Consider the following 15,677-nt stretch of genomic DNA (forward strand, 5'->3'; position numbering starts at 1 on the left):
AAACGGGCCCATCGGGCCCGTTCGTCATTGAAGCGCGTGCAGCTTACTTGCTGCCGCTCTCGTCGTCGTTCGCCAGTTTCGGCAGCGAAGCGCCCTGGCTCGACGACAGCAGCCCGGTGCGGCTGTAGATCGCCAGCTTCTCGCGCGTGTCGATGATGTCGAGGTTGCGCATCGTCAGCTGGCCGATGCGGTCCAGCGGCGTGAAGGCGCCTTCGACCTTTTCCATGCTCAGGCGCTCGGGCTTGTAGGTGAGGTTGGGCGACTCGGTGTTCAGGATCGAGTAGTCGTTGCCGCGGCGCAGCTCGACCGTCACCTCGCCGGTGATGGCGCGCGCCACCCAGCGCTGGGCCGTCTCGCGCAGCATGATCGCCTGCGGGTCGAACCAGCGGCCCTGGTAGAGCAGGCGGCCGAGCTTGCGGCCGTGGTCGCGGTACTGCTCGATCGTGTCTTCGTTGTGGATGCCGGTGACCAGGCGCTCGTAGGCGATGAACAGCAGCGCCAGGCCCGGGGCCTCGTAGATGCCGCGGCTCTTGGCCTCGATGATGCGGTTCTCGATCTGGTCGCTCATGCCCAGACCGTGGCGTCCGCCGATGCGGTTGGCTTCCAGGATCAGCTCGACCATGTTCGGGTACGCCACGCCGTTCAGCGCGACCGGCACGCCTTCTTCGAAGCGCACCGAGACGGTCTCGCGCTTGACCTCGACTTCGTCCTTCCAGAACGCGACGCCCATGATGGGCTGCACGATCTGCATGCCGCTGTTCAGGTGCTCGAGGTCTTTGGCCTCGTGCGTGGCGCCCAGCATGTTCGAGTCGGTCGAATAGGCCTTCTCGGACGACATCTTGTAGGCGAAGCCGGCCTTCTGCATGAACTCCGACATCTCCTTGCGGCCGCCGAGTTCATCGATGAAGACCTGGTCCAGCCAGGGCTTGTAGATCTTGAGCGCGGGATTGGTGAGCAGGCCGTAGCGATAGAAGCGCTCGATGTCGTTGCCCTTGTAGGTGCTGCCGTCGCCCCAGATGTTGACGTCGTCTTCCTTCATGGCCGACACCAGCATGGTGCCGGTCACCGCGCGGCCGAGCGGCGTGGTGTTGAAGTAGGTGACGCCCGCAGTGGTGACGTGGAAGGCGCCGGCCTGCAGCGCGGCGATGCCTTCGTTGGCCAGCTGCGAACGGCAGTCGATCAGGCGGGCGTTTTCGGCGCCGTAGAGCATCGCCTTGCGCGGGATCTCGTCGTAGTCGGGCTCGTCGGGCTGGCCGAGGTTGGCGGTGTAGGCGTAGGGAATCGCGCCCTTGTTGCGCATCCAGTGGAGCGCCGCGCTGGTGTCCAGGCCGCCGGAGAAGGCAATGCCGACCTTCTGGCCGGCGGGAACGTTTTGGAGGATGGTCGACATGTCAGGGTCCCGGGTTCAGCCGAAATGGCAGATGTAGCTGTAGGGCTCGCCGGTCACCCGGATCTGGAAGCTGGAGTTGCCCGGCACATTGAACTTCTGGCCTGGGCCGGAGGCGACCCATTCGCTGGTGCCTGACAGCAGGTATTCGCAGCTGCCGGCGGTGCCTTCCATGATTTCAGGCGCGCCGGTGTTGAAGGTGAGGGTGGACGGCAGGATCACGCCGACCGATTTCTTCGTGCCGTCCGCGAGCGTGAGGCTGTGGCTCACGCACTTGCCGTCGAAATACACATTGGCCTTGGTGGCCACTGCGGCGCTGTTCAGAGTGTCGGTAGTCGTCGTCATTGGGTGGCGCCGGCGCCTGGGGGCTCGGCTAATCGAGGACGCACCGCACCGGCGGCGCACCCGTCAGGGTTGGGAAAGTCCTCGATTTTAGGGGCTTGGCCGGCCCCTACCCGCTCACACCTTCTCAGCGGTGCCAGCCGCCGCGGTAACCGCCATAGCCGCGATAGCCGTAGCCACCCCGGTAGCCGCCATAGCCGCGGCCGTAGTAGCCGCCGCCCCAGCCGCGCGAGTAGCCCAGGTTCAGCGAGATGCCGACCGGCGGGTAGACGTAGGGCTGCGCATACGGGTAGGTGTAGGCGGGCTGCACGTAGACAGGCGGCGCATAGACCGGCGCCGGCTGTGCATAGACCGGCGCGCCCTGCCCGGACACCACCACACCGGGTTCCGGCACGACGTTCTCCCACGGGGAGCCGCCGCCCTGTTGGTACTGTTCCTGGTACTGCGGGTCTTGCTGGTACTGCTGCCCGCTGTTGGCCTCGACCGGGTAGGGCTGCAGCTGCGACTGGGGCTGCACGGGCGCGGTGGTCACGCCGTAGGTACCGGCCTGGATCGCGATGGTCGCGCCCGGCCGGCTGGTGGTGCGGGTCGTGTACTGGCGGCCCTGGTATTCGTAGGTGACGTTGTAGCTGACGTCGCTGCCGGTCGTTTCGCGGATCGGCGTGGCAGAAATCACCCGGGCCTGGACCACTTGCTGGGCCTGCACGGCGCTGGCGCCGGTTGCCAGCAGCCCGACCACCGAAAGCCCCGCGAGGGTGCGAAAAACGTGTCTGTTCATGGTGTTCTCTCCTGCAGATCGCGGTTGGAGGCCGGCCGGCGAGACGGGGTTCCGGGGTTTACACGGCGTTCACAGCCCAGGTTTGGGCGTCGAATCCTGTCGTAACGCCGGTTTTGGCGCCCCAGTTGACCACCGGCCGCTTGATGAGGCTCGGATTGGCCAGCAGTACGGCACGGGCCGAGGCTGCGTCGACCACGCTGTTCTGGGTGGCTTCGTCGAGCTTGCGCCAGGTGGTGCCGCGGCGATTGACCAGCGCTTCCCAGCCGGGCTTTTTCAGCCATTGGTCGAGTTCGGCTTCGGGCACGCCCTGTTTCTTGAAATCGTGGAAGGTGTAGGCCACGTCGTGTTCGTCGAGCCAGGCGCGGGCGCGCTTGACGGTGTCGCAGTTCGGGATGCCGTATAGGGTTGTCATGGCCGCCATGATGCCGCGCCCGGCGGGTCGGCGACAATGCCGGCCTCCATGGAAACCCTTAACGACTGGCTCGCGCGCGCCGAGCAACTCCATCCCAAGAACATCGAACTGGGCCTCGAACGCGCCAAGGAGATGGCCGGGCGCCTCGGCCTGAAATTCGGCTGCCCCGTCATCACGGTCGCGGGCACCAACGGCAAGGGCTCGACCTGCGCCATGCTCGAGTCGATCCTGACGCATGCGGGCTACCGCACCGCCGTGTTCACGTCACCTCATCTCGTGCGCTTCGAAGAGCGGCTTCGCCTGAAGGGCGAATCGGTCGATGCTTCCAAACTGATAGCAAGCTTCGAAGTGGTAGAGAAGGTGCGCGGCGACATGCCGCTGACCTACTTCGAGTTCACCACGCTCGGCATCCTGCACTGCATGATCGAGGAAAAGCCCGACGTGGCGATCCTCGAAGTCGGCCTCGGCGGCCGGCTCGACGCGGTCAACATCATCGACGCCGATTGCGCGGTCATCACCAGCATCGACCTGGACCACATGGAATACCTCGGGCCCGACCGCGAAAGCATCGGCTTCGAGAAGGCCGGCATCCTGCGCCCGGGCAAGCCCGCCATCGTGAGCGACCCGATGCCGCCGCAGAGCGTGATCGACCATGCGAACGCCATCGGCGCCGACCTCTGGCGCTTCGGGACCGACTTCAACGTGTCGGGCGACAAGCAGCAGTGGGGCTGGTCGGGGCGCGGCAGGCGCTACAGCGGGCTGGCCTATCCGGCACTGCGTGGCGCCAACCAGCTCATCAATGCCGCGGGCGTGCTCGCGGCGCTCGAGGCGCTGCGTCCGCAATTGCCGATCACGGCGCAGGCGGTGCGCAACGGGCTCGCGATGGTCGAGCTGCCGGGCCGCTTCCAGATCGTGCCGGGCGAGCCCGCGCTGGTGCTCGACGTGGCGCACAACGCGCACGCGGTCGCCGCGCTGGCCGAGAACCTCGATGCGATGGGTTTCTTTCCCACGACGCACGGCGTCTTCGGCGTCATGGCCGACAAGGACCTTGCGCCGATCCTCGCGCGCATCGGCCCGCTGATCGACCGCTGGTACTTCACCGACCTGCCCACGCCGCGCGCCGCCAAGGCGGCCGATCTGCTGGCCGCCTGGCAGGCGCAGAACACCCGCGCCGATGCCTCCGGCAGCGTGCATGCAGGCCCGATGGATGCGTTGCGCGCAGCCATCGAGCGCGCAGACCCCGCTGATAGAATCGTGGTCTTCGGATCGTTCTTCACCGTAGGTGGCGTGCTCGAAAACGGCACCCCCCGGCTGCAAGCCAAACACCTGTCGCCGGGCGGCTGACCGACAGGTCGCCGCACCACCTGGCATCACCTCGCTGCACTCCTTCAGGGATCGAACTTCATGGCGTTTTTCAAGTTCCGCACGCGCGGCCCACAAGGCAACGAAGGACGCAACGCCCCGGCGGCCGTCCCCGCGGAAAGTGTCGAAACCATGCGTCGGCGCGCGCGCCATCGGTTGCTGGGCGCCGCGGTGCTGGTGCTGCTGGGCGTGATCGGATTCCCGCTGCTGTTCGACACCCAACCGCGCCCCGTGTCGGTCGACATCCCCATCGAGATTCCGGACCGCAACAAGGTCAAGCCGCTGCCCGTGCCTACCGCACCCGCAACGGCGCCTGCAACGAGCAGCGCACCGGCTGCCCCCGACAACAGTTCGCGCGTGGCGGCCGCCTCGTCGGCCGGCGGCATGATCACCGAGACCGCAGACGGCACCGTGATCGACCCCGGCAAGCCAGTGACCAGCACGCCGCCCGCCGTCGAGCCCAAACCCAAGCCCGAACCAAAACCCGAGCCGAAGCCCGAGCCGAAGCCCGAGGTGAAGCCAAAGCCGGAACCCAAGCCTGAAGTCAAGCCGGAACCCAAGCCCAAGCCAGAAGCGAAACCCGAAGCGAAACCGAAGCCGGAGCCCAAGCCCGCCGCCTCGGTGGACGACGGTGCCCGCGCCCGCGCGCTGCTCGAAGGCAAGCCCGTGACCACCGCCGCTACCGCAACGCCCAAGCCGGCTGCCGCCGACGACGCTGCGGGCCGCTTCATCGTGCAGGTCGGCGCCTTCGCCGATGCCGACAAGGCCCGCGAAGTCCGCCAGAAGCTGGAGCGCGCCGGCCTCAAGACCTACGTTCACGTCGCCAAGACGGCCGATGGCAGCGAGCGCACGCGTGTGCGTGTCGGCCCGTTCGGCTCGCGTGCCGAGGCGGACAAGGCGGCGGAGAAGGTCAAGGGCTTGTCTTTGCCGGCCGCGATCCTCACGTTGTAAGCGCAGGCGCCTGCTGCCGTGGCCCTGCTCGACTGGATCGCCGTCACGCTCATCGTGGTGTCGATGCTGTTCGGCCTCATGCGGGGCCTGGTGTTCGAAGTGATTTCGCTGGTGGGTTGGGTGGCTGCTTTTATCGCCGCCCAGTGGCTGGCTTCCGATGTGGCGGCGTGGCTGCCGTTCGGTGAGCCGCAGGCGACGTGGCGTTATCCACTGGCCTTCGTGCTGGTGTTCGTGGGAGTGGCGTTTGGCGTGGGGCTCATTGCGGCCCTCACGCGCAAGCTGATCACCGTGGTGGGCCTTCGGCCCGTGGACCGGATTTTGGGAGCTGCCTTCGGTGCGGCGCGGGGCGCAGTGGCCCTGCTCGTGCTGGCAGTCGTTGTTCATTTGCTGGTGTTGAGCGACAGTGCCTGGTGGCGCGACTCGCTCAGTGCCGGTGTTCTCGATGCGGCATTGCAGGGCCTGAAACCCGCGCTGCCTGAAAAGTTGGCAAGCTACCTGCCCTGAGAGGAATCGTTCATGTGTGGAATCGTCGGCGTTGTCAGCAACGCACCCGTCAACCAGTTGCTCTATGACGCGCTGCTGCTCCTGCAGCATCGCGGCCAGGACGCGGCCGGCATCGTGACCCTGCTGGAACGCAAGTTCTTCATGCACAAGGCCAAGGGCATGGTGCGCGACGTGTTCCGCACCCGCAACATGCGCGGGCTGCCGGGCAACGTGGGCCTGGGCCAGGTCCGCTACCCGACCGCCGGCAACGCCTACAGCGAGGAAGAGGCGCAGCCCTTCTACGTGAACGCGCCCTTCGGCATCGTGCTCGTGCACAACGGCAACCTCACCAACGCACACGCGCTGCGTTCGGAGCTGTTCTCTACCGACCACCGCCACACCAACACCGAGAGCGATTCGGAAGTGCTGCTCAATGTGCTCGCGCATGAACTGGAGCGCTCGTCGCGCGGCGTGCCGCTGCATCCGGCCGAGGTGTTCGCCGCGGTCAAGAACATGTACAAGCGCCTGCGCGGCTCGTATGCCGTGGTGTCGCTGATCTCGGGCCATGGCCTGCTGGCCTTCCGCGACCCCTACGGCATCCGTCCGCTGTGCATGGGCCGCAGCGCCGACGGCAACGTCATGGTGGCCAGCGAATCGGTCGCGCTCGAAGGCTCGGGCCATGTGTTCGAACGCGACATCGCCCCCGGCGAAGCGGTGTTCATCGATCTGGAAGGCAAGGTCCACTCGATGCAGTGCGCCGAGTCGGCCACGCTGAACCCGTGCATCTTCGAATTCGTGTATCTCGCGCGTCCGGACTCGGTGCTCGATGGCATCTCGGTCTACCAGGCGCGCCTGAACCTGGGCGAGACGCTGGCCAAGCGCGTGGTCTCCACCGTGCCGCCGAACCAGATCGACGTGATCATCCCGATCCCCGAATCGAGCCGCCCGAGCGCGACGCAGCTCGCGCACCTGCTGGGCATTCCGTACCGCGAAGGCTTCGTGAAGAACCGCTACGTGGGCCGCACCTTCATCATGCCGGGACAAGGCGTGCGCAAGAAGTCGGTGCGCCAGAAGCTCAACGTGATCGCGAGCGAGTTCAAGGGCCGCAACGTGCTGCTGGTCGACGACTCCATCGTGCGCGGCACCACCAGCCGCGAAATCGTGCAGATGGCGCGCGATGCCGGCGCCCGCAAGGTCTACTTGGCCAGCGCTGCGCCGCCGGTGCGCTACCCCAACGTCTACGGCATCGACATGCCGACCAAGGACGAGCTGGTCGCGCACGACCGCACCATCGAGGAAATCCGCGAACTGATCGGCTGCGACGCGCTGATCTACCAGGACGTCGATGCCATGAAGCGCGCCATCGGCTCGCTCAACGCCAAGCTCGACGGCTTCGACGCCTCGTGCTTCGACGGCGTGTACGTGACCGGCGACATCGACACCGATGCCATCTCGCGCATGAACGGAAACCGCCCCCGCATCGAAGAGACCGAAGAAGATTCTTCGCGCCTTGCGCTTCCCAATCACAGCGAGTGAGAGCTGAAGTGACCGACGAACGAACCCTGCCGCCCGGACTGCACCGCGACACACTCGCGCTGCGCACCGGGCTGGCGCCCAGCCAGCACGGCGAGCATTCCGAAGCGCTGTTCCTGACCAGCGGCTTCGTGCAGCCCGACGCCGAGACCTCGGCACGCCGCTTTGCCGGCACCGAGCAGGGCTTCACCTACTCGCGCACCTCCAACCCGACGGTGGCCAGCTTCGAGCAGCGGCTCGCCGCGCTCGAAGGCACCGAGGCCGCCATCGGCGCATCGACCGGCATGGGCGCGATCCTCATGATGTGCATGGGCCTGCTCAAGGCCGGTGACCATGTGATCTGCTCGCGCTCGGTGTTCGGCTCCACGCTGAACCTGTTCGGCAAGGAGTTCGCCAAGTTCGGCGTCGAGACCACCTTCGTCTCGCAGACCGACGTGGCCGAATGGCGCACGGCGATGAAGCCCAACACCAAATTGCTGTTCGCCGAGACGCCGACCAATCCGCTGACGGAAGTCTGCGACATCCAGGCGCTCGCCGACCTGGCCCATGGTGCCGGTGCGCTGCTCGCGGTCGACAACTGCTTCTGCACGCCTGCGCTGCAGCGGCCGGTCGAACTGGGCGCCGACCTCATCATCCATTCGGGCACCAAGTACCTCGACGGCCAGGGCCGCGTGATGGCCGGTGCGATCTGCGGTCCGTCGAAGCTCATCGTCGATGTGTTCGGCCCGATCGTGCGCACCGCCGGCATGGCGCTGTCGCCGTTCAATGCATGGGTCGTGCTCAAGGGCATGGAAACGCTCGGCATCCGGATGAAGGCGCAGTGCGCGAATGCGCTGGCCGTGGCGCAATGGCTCGAGCAGCAGCCCGGCATCGCGCGCGTCTACTACCCCGGTCTTGCTTCGCATGGACAGCATGAGCTCGCGATGCGCCAGCAGTCGGGGCAGGGCGGGGCGGTCGTGTCGTTCGACGTGGTCGGCGACACGCCCGAAGCGGCGCGCGCCAACGCCTTCCATGTGATCAACAGCACGCGCGTGGTGAGCATCGCCACCAACCTGGGCGACACCAAGACCATCATCACGCACCCCGGCACGACCTCGCACGGCCGCCTGACTGAAGTGCAGCGCCAGGCGGCAGGCATCAGCCAGGGCTTGATCCGCCTCGCGGTCGGCCTCGAGTACATCGACGACATCACGGCCGACCTTTCGCGCGGCCTGAGCACCCTGAATTCCTGAATCGAGTTTCATGACCGGCAAAGTTCGCACCCGCATCGCTCCGTCTCCCACCGGCTTCCTTCACCTGGGCACGGCCCGCACCGCGCTCTATTCGTGGGCCTATGCGCGCCACCATGGCGGCGAGTTCGTGCTGCGCATCGAGGACACCGACGTGGCCCGCTCCACGCAGGACTCGACCGACCAGATCCTCGCCTCGATGCACTGGCTCGGCCTCGATTACGACGAAGGCCCGATCTACCAGATGCAGCGCCTGGAGCGCTACCGCGAAGTCATCGCGCAGATGCTCGCGGCCGGCACCGCCTACCACTGCTACTGCACGCCCGCCGAGCTCGACGAGATGCGCGAAGCACAACGCGCGCGTGGCGAGAAGACGCTGTACGACCGCCGCTGGCGCCCCGAGCCGGGCAAGGTGCTGCCGCCTGTACCCGAAGGCGTGCCGCCGGTGGTGCGCTTCTGCAATCCGCCCGAAGGCGACGTGACGTGGAACGACCTCGTCAAGGGCGAGATCACCATCAACAACCGCGAGATCGACGACCTCATCATCCTGCGGCCCGACGGTGTGCCCACCTACAACTTCGCGGTGGTGGTCGACGACTGGGACATGAACATCACGCACGTGTTCCGCGGCGACGAGCACATCAACAACACGCCGTGGCAGATCAACATCTTCCGCGCGCTCGGCGCACCGCTGCCCCAGTTCAGCCATGTGCCGGTGATCCTGGGTGACGACGGGCAGAAGCTCTCGAAGCGCCGCGGCGCGGTGAGCGTCACCGCCTATGAGGAGAACGGCTACCTGCCCGAGGCGATGCTGAACTACCTCGCACGCCTGGGCTGGAGCCATGGTGACGACGAGCTCTTCACGCGCGAGCAGATGGTGAGCTGGTTCGACGGTTCGCACCTCTCCAAGAGCCCCGCGCAATGGGATGCGGCGAAGCTCGCGTGGGTCAACGCGCAATACATCAAGGCGAAGGCCGATGTGGAACTCGCACCGCTCGTGGCCACGCAACTGGAGAAGCGCGGCATCGAAGCTGATGATCGGCTCGTCGCCATCTGCGCACTCTTCAAGGATCGCTGTGAAACCACGGTCGCACTTGCCGACTGGGCCGCTGCCTTCTACGCGGACGTGACGCCGAGCGAAGCCGATCGCGCGCAGCACATCACCGATGCAGTGAAGCCCGTCATCGCGACGCTGGCCGAGAAGCTCGCGGACGTGACGTGGGAAAAAGTTTCGATCGCTGCGGCCATCAAGGAAGTTCTGGCCGCGCATTCGGTGAAAATGCCTGTGCTGGCGATGCCGGTTCGCGTCCTCGTGATGGGAACACCGCAGACGCCATCCCTCGATTCGGTGCTCGCCATCTTTTCTCGCGAAAAAGTTGTTGAGCGTTTGAAAAGGGCCTGATTTTTCGGTCTATAATTTGAGGCTCGACACCGACACAGGGTAATTCTGAAAAGAAGAGCCTGAAAGTCAAATGGGGGTATAGCTCAGCTGGGAGAGCGCTTGCATGGCATGCAAGAGGTCATCGGTTCGATCCCGTTTACCTCCACCATCAAAGTGTCGAGAAGAAGACAAGTGCTGATCGCAGCACGGTTCCTAAGGTTTTGACCCTATCGTCTAGAGGCCTAGGACACCACCCTTTCACGGTGGCTACCGGGGTTCGAATCCCCGTAGGGTCGCCAGTTTCATGCAAGTGAAGCAGGCACGAGTTGTCAACACTCGGCTCCGCAAGGAGTGAACGTTGTCTACCAGGAGTGGTAGTTCAGTTGGTTAGAATACCGGCCTGTCACGCCGGGGGTCGCGGGTTCGAGTCCCGTCCACTCCGCCAGTCAGAAGCCCCTGCAATTCAACGAGTTGCAGGGGCTTTTCACTTTCTGGCCCGCTTCGATGCTGTGCAGTCCTCGCAGCCATGGCTGCACGAAGTCGCGAGCTTCTTGATCGAAATCCAAGGGGCGGGCGAGCAAGGGCTCGATGGGCTGCTGCGATACTCTCGCCTTCCGAAATCACTACAAAGACGCCTCACATGCAGATCGACTGGTTCACCTCGGTAGACGGTGCCATGCAAAGGTTTGACGAGTTGCGCGGTCAAGCGCAGATGGCACAGGAGATCGCCTACCGCGAGAAGAAGATCCAGGGCTGGTGCCCTGCCTGTCGCCGCGAAACAAACATGCACCTGGTCGAAACACCAGATGGCGGATGGACCAATCTTCGAGAGGCGCTCTTTTGCGAGTGCGGCCTCAATTCCCGGATGCGCATGATCATGGGCGTGGTCGAGAAGTACCCTCCGACGGGACGCTTCCTCATGTTCGAGCGGGTCACGCCCCTCTTTGTTCGCATGCAGGAGCGCTATCCCTTCGTCGAAGGCTGCGAGTACTTCGGCGACGATGTTCAGCCTGGAGAGATCCGCCAGACCCATGGGATCGACGTTCGCCACGAGAACATGCTCGAGCTTTCATACCCGGCTCGCACCTTCCAATATCTATTCCATGGGGACGTGCTTGAGCACGTTCCGGATATGCAGGTGGCGCTGCGCGAGTGCTATCGGGTTCTCGAGCCCGGTGGAACGCTTCTGTTCACTTGCCCTGTGTTCAACTTCCGCAAGCACAACGTGCGCGCAGTGGTCGAGAACGGCGCGCTCCGGCACATCCAGGAACCCGCGTATCACGGAAACCCGATGGACCCGAACGGGGCATTGGTCTTCGCGGAGCCCGGCCTCGAACTGCTGGACGACCTGCGCCGCGCAGGTTTCGCCACCGCTGAACTCGGGCTGGCGTTCAATCCAGCCCAAGGCATCCTGCGCGATGGCAATCCCTACGACGACTACAACATGTGGCCGATCATCTTCAAGGCCACGCGCCGGCGCTGAACTGCGCCAGGTTCAGCCGAACAGCCGGCGCCAGAACGAGGTCGGCCTGTTCGCCGCCTCGCCGATCTTGATCTCTGGAGGCGGCACGTTGAAGTCCGCGACGGCGAACGACTCCTTGTGGTCGAAGTCGACCCTGTCGTGAATCACGCGATAGGCGCCAGCGGCCTTTTCGTACTGCCACGGCGCATCGATCGGCGCATCGCCGCGCGGGTTGAAAAACCTGTCCTGGTGGTAGACAGGAGCGCCAACGGGCGTCGTGTGCATGACCAGGCTGAAGCGGCTCTTGGTCATGTCGGCGATGGGGCCGCCACCATGCGGCAGCTGCGGATGCCAGATGATCGTGTCACCCGCATTCACATAGAGCGACTCCAGTTCGAGGCCGGCATCCTTGCACTGCTGATCGACTTGGCCTTGATATTCCATCCAGAGGTCGTTCGACATCGATGGAATGTTCTCCAGCGAACCAAAGAGCCGCATCGCGATGCTTTCGCGATCGCGTTCGGGGAGCTTGTGGCCGCCGCGATAGACCTGCAGCGCGCCGTTCGCCGGCGTCGAATCTTCCAGGGCCGTCCACACACCGAAATAGAAGTACTCCGGCCGGGTTGCGAATAGCGGGGTGTCGCGATGCGGGGGCTGGGCCGAGCCGCGCTCATAGAAGAGCGACGTGTACAGGCAAGGCGTTGCGTCCCAGAGGGCTTGCTGCACGCGGTAGGCCAGCCGGTTGGACGAGAACAGCTCGAACAGCTCGGGCATTGCAATGTGCAGATTGACGATCCGGGGGTAGTGGCCGTCCTTGTCCAGGAATTTCTGGAACTTGTCGGGATTTGCGTCGGCGAAAAGCCGGAAGCGTGCGATCAACTGCTCGCAGCGCTCTTGGCCGATGCCGCCTCGGATGATGGCGAAACCGTTGTCGATCATGCTCTGTGCATGCGGTCGGATGTCGGCTTCGAGAGACGCGAGCTTTGCCGGAATTCTTGATTCATCCATGAACCACGGCGTGGCTTGGGACTTGACTGCGTTCTCGATGTGCATAGTTGGTTGGCTCTCTGATTGCTGTAGGAGGGAGTATGCCGTGCGAGATGCCCCCTTTCTACTTAGTCAAAACCAGCATCGACGGCATCGCATTCGCAAGGTCGCTCAGCGTCCATTGGCCCCGATCCAATGGGTTCGAAGCAGTCGATCAGCCTCGCGGCACCATGGCAAGCCCTTCTCCAAAATAGAAGTCAATGGCGTTATTTTTCTGCAGCGCAGGGTCGTTTCCCTTTGAAACCCTGCTGGAAGACCTTCTGATAATTGCAAGACAAAGTACGTGCCAACCCCCATCTGGTGGCACGCCACCTGCTTCTAGACTTGCCCGCGAAACAGTCTTGAAGCAGGTATTCGATGCAACAAAGAAAACACAGAATCGCCGTCATCCCGGGTGACGGTATCGGGGTCGAGGTGGTGCCCGAGGGCCTTCGCGTGCTCGACGCCGTGAGTCGCAAGTTCGGCATCGAATTCAGCTTCGATCACTTCGACTGGGGCTCCGACCACTACGTGCGCCACGGCCTCATGATGCCGGCCGACTGGGACGACCGGCTCAAGGGCCACGACGCCATCTACTTCGGCGCTGTCGGCGCGCCCGACAAGGTGCCCGACCACATCGCCGTGTGGGGCCTCCTGATCAAGATCCGCCGCGAGTTCGACCAGTACGTGAACCTGCGCCCCGTGCGCCTGATGCCCGGCGTGCCCGGGCCGCTCGCGCATCGCAAGCCCGGCGACATCGACTTTCTCGTCGTGCGCGAAAACACCGAAGGCGAATACACCTCCGTCGGCGGACGCCTGTTCGAAGGCACGCCGCGCGAAATGGCGATCCAGGAGGCCGTGTTCACGCGCCACGGCGTCGACCGCATCCTCAAGTACGCCTACGAGCTCGCGAGCAAGCGCCCGCGCAAGAACCTCGTGGCGGCGACCAAGTCGAACGGCATCTCGATCACCATGCCGTACTGGGACGAGCGCCTGGCCGAGATGGCCAAGCGCCATCCCGACATCGCCACGAGCAAGTACCACATCGACATCCTGTGCGCGCACTTCGTGCAGCACCCCGACTGGTTCGACGTGGTCGTGGCCTCCAACCTCTTCGGCGACATCCTGTCCGACCTGGGTCCGGCGTGCACCGGCACCATCGGCATCGCACCATCGGCCAACCTGAATCCCGAGCGCGCGTTCCCGTCGCTGTTCGAGCCGGTGCACGGTTCGGCACCGGACATCGCGGGCAAGGGCATCGCCAATCCGATCGGCCAGATCTGGTCGGCCGCGCTGATGCTCGACCACTTGGGCAACGGCGACCCTGTGTATGCGCAGGCTTCGGCGGCCGTGCTCGCTGCCATCGAGACCGTGCTGAGCGAAGGTCCGCGCACGCGCGACATGGGCGGCACGGCGAACACGGTCGACGTGGGTCGCGCCATCGCCAGTTGCATCGGATGACAGCCCGGCTCCGCACGAAGCACCGAGACCGATAGATGGGCCTCTTCCTGCTCAAGCGCCTGGCAACGCTGGTCGGCACGCTGATCGGCGCGTCGGTCATCGTGTTCCTGGTCCTGGAGATCCTGCCCGGCAACGCCGCGCAGATGCTCATGGGCCCCGACGCATCGCCCGATGCGGTGGCCGCGCTCGCCACCAAGCTGGGTCTCGACCAGCCCGCATGGACGCGCTACTGGCACTGGATCGGCGGCATCCTCACCGGCAACCTGGGCGACAGCTACGCCTACGGCTCACCGGTGCTCGACCTGATCCTCGAGCGCCTCGCGCTCACCGTGCCGCTGGCCGTGCTCGCGATGACGCTCACCACCGTGCTCGCGCTCGTCGTCGGCGTGACTGCCGCGGCGCGCCACAACAAGATGGGCGACGTGGGCCTGATGGGCATGACGCAGGTGGGCATCGCGATTCCGAATTTCTGGTTCGCGATTCTCTTGATCCTGGTGTTCTCGGTGAAGCTGCAGTGGTTCTCCGCGGGCGGCTTCGACGGATGGGGCGAGGGCGTGCTGGGCGGCATGAAATCGCTGCTGCTGCCGGCGCTGTCTCTCGCGGTGGTGCAGGCCGCGATCCTTGCGCGCATTACGCGTTCGGCCGTGCTCGAAGTGATGCGCGAGGACTTCGTGCGCACCGCGCGCGCCAAGGGCGTGTCGCAACGCGCTGTGCTGTGGCTGCACGTGCTGCGCAACGCGATGATTCCCGTCATCACCGTGATGGGCATGCAGTTCTCCGAACTGCTCGCGGGCACGATCGTGATCGAGAACGTGTTCTACCTGCCCGGCCTCGGCCGGCTGATCTTCCAGGCCATCAGCAACCGCGACCTGGTCGTCGTGCGCAACTGCGTGATGCTGCTCGCGGCGCTTGTCGTCATCGTGAACTTCGTGGTCGACGTGCTCTATGCCGTGATCGACCCGCGCATCAAGGCGAGCGACATATGAACACCATCGCCGCTCCTGCGGTTCCCAGCGCAGCTGCACTCACCGTGCCAGGATTCTGGCGCCGCGCACGGCACCATCGCAGCTTCGTCATCGGTGCCGTCCTTGCGCTGCTGCTGCTCCTGGCCGCGCTCGTGTCGTTCGTGTGGACCCCGTGGTCGCCCTACGAGATGGACATGGCCAGCAAGATGCAGGCGCCCTCGGCCGCGCACTGGCTCGGCACCGACGCCTTCGGGCGCGACGTGGCTTCGCTGTTGCTGGTGGGGGCACGCGCTTCCATCCTCGTGGGCGTGATCGCCGTGGGCATCGGCCTCGTGGTCGGCACCGCGCTCGGCCTGCTGGCTGCAGCACGACGCGGATGGGTCGAAGAGGCGATCATGCGTTTCGCCGACTTCTCGCTGGCGTTCCCGGCGATCCTCTCGGCCATCATGATGACCGCGGTGTTCGGCGCCGGCATCGTCAACGCGATCGTCGCGATCGGCATCTACAACATCCCCACCTTCGCACGCATCACGCGCGCCTCGGCCAATGCGATCTGGTCACGCGAGTACATCGCCGCCGCGCGGGCCTGCGGCAAGGGCTCGTTCTCGATCACGATGCAGCATGTGCTGCCGAACATCTCGGCCGTGCTGATCGTGCAGATCACCATCCGCTTCGCGATCGCGATTCTTGCCGAAGCGGCGCTCTCGTACCTCGGCCTCGGCACGCAGCCGCCGCAGCCTTCGTGGGGCCGCATGCTCAGCGAAGCGCAGACGCTCATGTTCCAGCAGCCGCTGCTGGCGGTGTTCCCCGGCATGGCAATCGCGCTGGCGGTGCTGGGCCTCAACCTGCTCGGCGACGGTTTGCGCGACCTGCTCGACCCGCGCCTTGCACGAGCCCGCTGAACC

The 15,677-nt window shown here is 65.1% G+C and carries 15 protein-coding genes and 3 tRNA genes; 13 read left to right on the forward strand and 5 right to left on the reverse strand.

The annotated features are described in order from the left end of the window. Window positions 1-43: 43 nt before the first annotated feature. The 4 genes from argG to NU688_RS10895 form a co-directional block, all read right to left on the reverse strand. Entirely contained in the window at window positions 44-1,390 is a 1,347-nt protein-coding gene (argG, locus tag NU688_RS10880) for an argininosuccinate synthase (protein WP_257860621.1), read from the reverse strand. A 15-nt stretch (window positions 1,391-1,405) separates the two neighbouring features. Continuing rightward, window positions 1,406-1,732, reverse strand: coding sequence for a pyrimidine/purine nucleoside phosphorylase (locus tag NU688_RS10885; protein ID WP_257860622.1), 327 nt, complete (start codon window positions 1,730-1,732; stop codon window positions 1,406-1,408). 124 nt (window positions 1,733-1,856) lie between these two features. Next, window positions 1,857-2,507: a hypothetical protein gene (locus NU688_RS33960; protein WP_308340298.1), complete on the reverse strand. Its 651-nt coding sequence runs from the start codon at window positions 2,505-2,507 to the stop codon at window positions 1,857-1,859. A gap of 58 nt (window positions 2,508-2,565) precedes the next feature. Then, the gene (locus tag NU688_RS10895; protein WP_257860623.1) at window positions 2,566-2,919 is read right to left on the reverse strand and encodes an ArsC family reductase; all 354 of its coding nucleotides are present in this window, start codon (window positions 2,917-2,919) and stop codon (window positions 2,566-2,568) included. A gap of 36 nt (window positions 2,920-2,955) precedes the next feature. Here NU688_RS10895 and folC point away from each other — a divergent pair, with 36 nt between their 5' ends. The 10 genes from folC (at window position 2,956) to NU688_RS10945 (ending at window position 11,341) form a co-directional block, all read left to right on the forward strand. Further along, a complete protein-coding gene (gene folC / locus NU688_RS10900) occupies window positions 2,956-4,263 on the forward strand; it encodes a bifunctional tetrahydrofolate synthase/dihydrofolate synthase (protein WP_257860624.1) in 1,308 nt (435 codons plus the stop codon). A gap of 60 nt (window positions 4,264-4,323) precedes the next feature. Next, window positions 4,324-5,232, forward strand: coding sequence for an SPOR domain-containing protein (locus NU688_RS10905; protein ID WP_257860625.1), 909 nt, complete (start codon window positions 4,324-4,326; stop codon window positions 5,230-5,232). A gap of 18 nt (window positions 5,233-5,250) precedes the next feature. Next, a complete protein-coding gene (locus NU688_RS10910) occupies window positions 5,251-5,736 on the forward strand; it encodes a CvpA family protein (protein WP_257860626.1) in 486 nt (161 codons plus the stop codon). Window positions 5,737-5,748: 12 nt separating this feature from the next. After that, complete coding sequence (gene purF / locus NU688_RS10915) at window positions 5,749-7,251, forward strand: amidophosphoribosyltransferase (RefSeq protein WP_257860627.1); 1,503 nt, start codon at window positions 5,749-5,751, stop codon at window positions 7,249-7,251. 8 nt (window positions 7,252-7,259) lie between these two features. Continuing rightward, window positions 7,260-8,480, forward strand: a complete 1,221-nt coding sequence (locus NU688_RS10920) for an O-succinylhomoserine sulfhydrylase (protein ID WP_257860628.1) — start codon at window positions 7,260-7,262, stop codon at window positions 8,478-8,480. A 10-nt stretch (window positions 8,481-8,490) separates the two neighbouring features. Continuing rightward, window positions 8,491-9,879: a glutamate--tRNA ligase gene (gltX, locus tag NU688_RS10925; RefSeq protein ID WP_257860629.1), complete on the forward strand. Its 1,389-nt coding sequence runs from the start codon at window positions 8,491-8,493 to the stop codon at window positions 9,877-9,879. A gap of 72 nt (window positions 9,880-9,951) precedes the next feature. Beyond that, window positions 9,952-10,027 (forward strand) — tRNA-Ala (locus NU688_RS10930). A gap of 54 nt (window positions 10,028-10,081) precedes the next feature. Next, window positions 10,082-10,157 (forward strand) — tRNA-Glu (locus NU688_RS10935). Between the two features lie 69 nt (window positions 10,158-10,226). Then, window positions 10,227-10,303: transfer RNA gene (locus NU688_RS10940), tRNA-Asp, on the forward strand. Between the two features lie 195 nt (window positions 10,304-10,498). Next, window positions 10,499-11,341: a bifunctional 2-polyprenyl-6-hydroxyphenol methylase/3-demethylubiquinol 3-O-methyltransferase UbiG gene (locus NU688_RS10945; protein WP_257860630.1), complete on the forward strand. Its 843-nt coding sequence runs from the start codon at window positions 10,499-10,501 to the stop codon at window positions 11,339-11,341. 12 nt (window positions 11,342-11,353) lie between these two features. On the opposite strand, the gene NU688_RS10950 is transcribed toward NU688_RS10945, so the two are convergent. Continuing rightward, window positions 11,354-12,373, reverse strand: coding sequence for a phytanoyl-CoA dioxygenase family protein (locus NU688_RS10950; RefSeq protein WP_257860631.1), 1,020 nt, complete (start codon window positions 12,371-12,373; stop codon window positions 11,354-11,356). A 351-nt stretch (window positions 12,374-12,724) separates the two neighbouring features. Here NU688_RS10950 and NU688_RS10955 point away from each other — a divergent pair, with 351 nt between their 5' ends. Genes NU688_RS10955 through NU688_RS10965 form a run of 3 tightly spaced genes read left to right on the forward strand, consistent with a single transcriptional unit; the run spans window position 12,725 to window position 15,674 of the window. Next, entirely contained in the window at window positions 12,725-13,807 is a 1,083-nt protein-coding gene (locus NU688_RS10955; RefSeq protein WP_257860632.1) for a tartrate dehydrogenase, read from the forward strand. 35 nt (window positions 13,808-13,842) lie between these two features. Continuing rightward, the gene (locus tag NU688_RS10960) at window positions 13,843-14,793 is read left to right on the forward strand and encodes an ABC transporter permease (RefSeq protein WP_257860633.1); all 951 of its coding nucleotides are present in this window, start codon (window positions 13,843-13,845) and stop codon (window positions 14,791-14,793) included. After that, complete coding sequence (locus tag NU688_RS10965; RefSeq protein ID WP_257860634.1) at window positions 14,790-15,674, forward strand: ABC transporter permease; 885 nt, start codon at window positions 14,790-14,792, stop codon at window positions 15,672-15,674. The genes NU688_RS10960 and NU688_RS10965 overlap by 4 nt, the downstream gene beginning before the upstream one ends. The last annotated feature ends 3 nt before the right edge of the window (window positions 15,675-15,677 follow it).

It is taken from the genome of Variovorax sp. ZS18.2.2 (genome assembly GCF_024701975.1).
GTDB lineage: Bacteria > Pseudomonadota > Gammaproteobacteria > Burkholderiales > Burkholderiaceae_C > Variovorax.

Bases quoted from the DNA above. Each gene is read 5' to 3' on its own strand.
- argG (WP_257860621.1), bottom strand. From the start codon at position 1,390: ATGTCGACCATCCTCCAAAACGTTCCCGCCGGCCAGAAGGTCGGCATT.
- NU688_RS10885 (WP_257860622.1), bottom strand. From the start codon at position 1,732: ATGACGACGACTACCGACACTCTGAACAGCGCCGCAGTGGCCACCAAG.
- NU688_RS33960 (WP_308340298.1), bottom strand. From the start codon at position 2,507: ATGAACAGACACGTTTTTCGCACCCTCGCGGGGCTTTCGGTGGTCGGG.
- NU688_RS10895 (WP_257860623.1), bottom strand. From the start codon at position 2,919: ATGACAACCCTATACGGCATCCCGAACTGCGACACCGTCAAGCGCGCC.
- folC (WP_257860624.1), top strand. From the start codon at position 2,956: ATGCCGGCCTCCATGGAAACCCTTAACGACTGGCTCGCGCGCGCCGAG.
- NU688_RS10905 (WP_257860625.1), top strand. From the start codon at position 4,324: ATGGCGTTTTTCAAGTTCCGCACGCGCGGCCCACAAGGCAACGAAGGA.
- purF (WP_257860627.1), top strand. From the start codon at position 5,749: ATGTGTGGAATCGTCGGCGTTGTCAGCAACGCACCCGTCAACCAGTTG.
- gltX (WP_257860629.1), top strand. From the start codon at position 8,491: ATGACCGGCAAAGTTCGCACCCGCATCGCTCCGTCTCCCACCGGCTTC.
- NU688_RS10945 (WP_257860630.1), top strand. From the start codon at position 10,499: ATGCAGATCGACTGGTTCACCTCGGTAGACGGTGCCATGCAAAGGTTT.
- NU688_RS10950 (WP_257860631.1), bottom strand. From the start codon at position 12,373: ATGCACATCGAGAACGCAGTCAAGTCCCAAGCCACGCCGTGGTTCATG.
- NU688_RS10955 (WP_257860632.1), top strand. From the start codon at position 12,725: ATGCAACAAAGAAAACACAGAATCGCCGTCATCCCGGGTGACGGTATC.
- NU688_RS10960 (WP_257860633.1), top strand. From the start codon at position 13,843: ATGGGCCTCTTCCTGCTCAAGCGCCTGGCAACGCTGGTCGGCACGCTG.
- NU688_RS10965 (WP_257860634.1), top strand. From the start codon at position 14,790: ATGAACACCATCGCCGCTCCTGCGGTTCCCAGCGCAGCTGCACTCACC.